This window comes from Acidimicrobiia bacterium (assembly GCA_016650365.1).
Classification (GTDB): Bacteria; Actinomycetota; Acidimicrobiia; order Spongiisociales; family JAENVV01; genus JAENVV01.
In genome coordinates this window covers 1-3,194 of record JAENVV010000095.1, presented here as the reverse complement: position 1 = coordinate 3,194, position 3,194 = coordinate 1, and the positions used below count along the sequence as shown (strand labels likewise).

5 protein-coding genes are annotated in these 3,194 nt (G+C 60.5%); 2 read left to right on the top strand and 3 right to left on the bottom strand.

Translation table 11 applies throughout. The annotated features are described in order from the left end of the window. Together JJE47_05335 and JJE47_05330 are read left to right on the top strand one after the other, a co-directional pair. The coding region (locus JJE47_05335; protein MBK5266839.1) for a hypothetical protein at nt 1–154 on the top strand (154 nt) is incomplete at its 5' end. A 134-nt stretch (nt 155–288) separates the two neighbouring features. Next, complete coding sequence (locus JJE47_05330; GenBank protein MBK5266838.1) at nt 289–648, top strand: hypothetical protein; 360 nt, start codon at nt 289–291, stop codon at nt 646–648. A 37-nt stretch (nt 649–685) separates the two neighbouring features. Here the strand turns inward: JJE47_05330 and JJE47_05325 are convergent, their stop codons facing one another. The 3 genes from JJE47_05325 to JJE47_05315 form a co-directional block, all read right to left on the bottom strand. Next, on the bottom strand, nt 686–1,654 hold the full coding sequence (locus tag JJE47_05325) for an NADPH:quinone reductase (protein MBK5266837.1): 969 nt from the start codon (nt 1,652–1,654) through the stop codon (nt 686–688). Between the two features lie 12 nt (nt 1,655–1,666). After that, entirely contained in the window at nt 1,667–2,857 is a 1,191-nt protein-coding gene (locus JJE47_05320; protein MBK5266836.1) for a beta-lactamase family protein, read from the bottom strand. Nucleotides 2,858–2,992: 135 nt separating this feature from the next. After that, on the bottom strand, nt 2,993–3,194 hold a 202-nt coding region (locus JJE47_05315; GenBank protein MBK5266835.1), incomplete at its 5' end, for a carbohydrate ABC transporter permease.

Sequence of the window (3,194 nt, the reverse complement as noted above, 5' to 3'; positions counted from 1 at the left end):
GAACATTCTGATCATCCCTCTCGCGGCGCTGATGATCTTTGGTCGGCGGGCCACGCTTGGTTGGTTTGCTGTGTTCGTTGCCACCGTGGTGTGGGGAGCTGCGGTGCCGGGCAAGGGCAACATGGAAACCTGGCTCCTCGTAAGTAGTGGTTAGGGATCGCGGCTTCTCTCATGTCGTTTCGATGGTGACAAAGCCGACGAAGGCATCGCCCGATTCCGCCTTGGCGAACCGCTGACACTGACGGAATAGGCGCAACTCCGCTGCTGATTAGGTCGTACAATCTGAGTATGAACAGTCGACCATTTAGCGTTTTTGCCCGGTTCGTCGGATTGCTCTTCGCGCTGCTCGGCGGGTGGATCTTCGCCATCTACTTCTTCGACAATTCGTACTCGGGCGCAGTTTTCGCATGGATCATCGTTGCTGGAGCCAGTGGCGCCATCGGCGGCGTGTTGTACCTCCTCAGCTTCGATGGACCGACCCGCTTCAGGACTCTCAAGGTCCGACTCACGGGCTGGGTAGGGATGCTCATACTCGGGCTGCTCCCCTGGAGCTTCGCCTTTTTGATGATCCCGCTGCTGCTCCTGACGATTCCCAGCCTGTTAACCAAAGGGCTATCGCAACCGTCGCATAGACCAACACCCGCTTAGGTCCCCCGTTCGGGCTGATCGTCGTGGGATTTGCGCGCTAAATGTCGATGAGCACTTTCCCGATGGCGTGCGCTTCACATGCCTCATGAGCTGCAGCGATGTCGGATAGAGCGAAGCGGTGCGCCGGTAACTCGGTCAGTACACCACGTTCGAGGCAGTCGGTGACGGCGGCAACTCCAGCTGCGATCGCTTCCTCTCCGGCGTCGTAGAGCATCATGAAGCGCAGTGTCTGGTTACCCATCATGTGGTTGATCACGTTGACTACAGGATCGTGGGCGGTCCTGGCGTAGGTCACGATCGTGCCGTGTGGGGCGAGCACCGCCGCGTCGAGTTCCATGTTTTCGCCGAGAGCTACCTCAACGATGCGGTCTACTCCACCAGGCGCGGCCACCAGAATCTGCTTGTCGGCGTCGGCCTCTCGGTAGTTGACGACGACGTCAGCTCCGGCGGCTTCAGCCAACGCCGCTTTCTCGGAACTGCTCACGGTCGCGACCACTCTGGCGCCGGCGTGTTTGGCCAACTCAATGGCATAGTGACCGACCGCTCCCGCACCACCGGATACCAGGATGGTCTGCCCATCGATCGGGCCATCCCAATAAAGTGCCCGGTGAGCCGTGAGAGCCGGGACGCCCATGCTGGCGCCCAGATCCATGGATGCCCTGTTAGGAAGCGGAACGGCGCGTTCGGCAGGCACGACCGTGTATTCGGCGGCGGTCCCATATTGGCGGCCACTCGCCGCGAAGTAGATCCACACGTTCTGCCCGACCCGGGCCTCGTCGACTCCCGGACCGACCGCTTCGATCACGCCGGCACCGTCCTGGTTGGGGATGACAAACGGGAACACCATGGGTCGACTGCCCCGACGGGCCTTCCAGTCGGTGGGATTGACCCCCGACACGACCACGCGAACAAGCACCTCGCCCTCAGCCGGGACGGGCTTGTCGACCTCCCCAACCTCAAGCACATCAGCCGCCTCGCCAAACCTGCGATAGAACGCCGCCCGCATCATCGCCATGGTCTAGCCGATCGCTTTCGCACACGCAACGGCAGCTTCCCGAAGCCTCTTTTCCCGGGGATCGTCGTAGAGGTAATAGTCCATTCGATTCATGCCATAGGCAAATCCGAGCCCCAGTTCCGGATCGGCAAAGCCAAACGAACCGCCCGCTCCTGGCGTCCCGAACGCATGCTCGGAACCGAACTGCAGGTGCTCCCATGGTTTGAGGAAGCCAAGCGAAAACACCGTGTGGTCGTGCAGAACCAAGTCATAAGTCCCGTCCGATGGCGGAGTAGCCGCATCGGTCAGGGCATGCATGGTTACGGCGTCGATACCGAGGACTTTCCCTCCCGTGGCGAACTCGCCATAGGCCTTGGCGATGGACCGGACCTGCCCAATGCCATTCGAGGCAGGCAGCTCGATGCGCCGCATCTCACGGTCGTTGTACCTGATGGGCATCCCGAGGACCTTCGGGTTGGCGAACGTCCGGGCGGTAATCGACCTCGGGTTGAGAAAACCTTTGACGAACTTGAATGGCAGCTTGTTCAAGTTGGCCAGCATCATCGTGCGATACCACTGGCCTTGCATCACGGCTATTCGATCGTCTGGCACGTCATCAGGTAGACCGATGTAGAACTCAAGATCAAGCGGGCCCGCCACCTCGTCGGCGAAGAATCGTCCAATGGTCCGGTGCTGTGGATCGACGCGCCGCACGATCTCGGATTCATACCAGCCCAAGCTCAGGCCGTGATACCCGTGTTTGGTACCGGGTGCCCAAGCAGGTACCTGTTTGGCGATGGCCTTCGCCACCAACTCCGGGTCAGCCAGAACGACAAGGTCCATCGGTTCATCAATGGCGCACAGACCGGCCTGATGGGAGAACAACTGCCGCACGGTCACGTCGGCCTTGCCGCCTTGAGCGAATTCGGGCCAGTAGGCAGCGACCTTCTCGTCATAGTCGAACAATCCCTGGCTGTGGGCGACGGCCACGGCCAGCGATGACATCCCTTTGGTAGTGGAGAACACCAACACGAGGGTGTCTTCCTTCCACCGCGCCGAGGTCGCCGGGTCTCGGAATCCGCCCCACAGATCAACGACCTTGGCACCCCGGTGATACACGGAGCATGCTGCGCCTACTTCGGCTCCGGCTTCGAAGTTGGCCCGAAAGGCATCCGCTACCGACTCCCACCCTGGTTCGGCGCCACCCTCGACCATGTCCACCGTTGCCGTTCGCATCAACACCTCCACAGCCGACATTACAAGGACAGTGATGAGAACCTGCGGCCCAATCGTCGATTATTCGAATCGTCTCGATCCGCTGCTCACCAGCAACGCGGGACCACTCGCGGATTACTCCTTGAGCGCTCCAGACATCATTCCTTGGAGGAAGTAGCGACCAAGGAAGATGTAAATCAGGAGGGTGGGAACGGCGGCAAGAAACGAGGCGGCCATCTGCACATTCCAGGCGATGATCTGACTGCCGGCCAGGTTGTTTAGCGCCACGGTTACCGGCCAATGCGCAGTGTTCGTCAATACGACCGCGAACAAGAAG

Excerpts from the sequence above, each read along its gene's own strand:
- JJE47_05330 (MBK5266838.1), top strand. The coding sequence starts at position 289 with ATGAACAGTCGACCATTTAGCGTTTTTGCCCGGTTCGTCGGATTGCTC.
- JJE47_05325 (MBK5266837.1), bottom strand. The coding sequence starts at position 1,654 with ATGCGGGCGGCGTTCTATCGCAGGTTTGGCGAGGCGGCTGATGTGCTT.
- JJE47_05320 (MBK5266836.1), bottom strand. The coding sequence starts at position 2,857 with ATGGTCGAGGGTGGCGCCGAACCAGGGTGGGAGTCGGTAGCGGATGCC.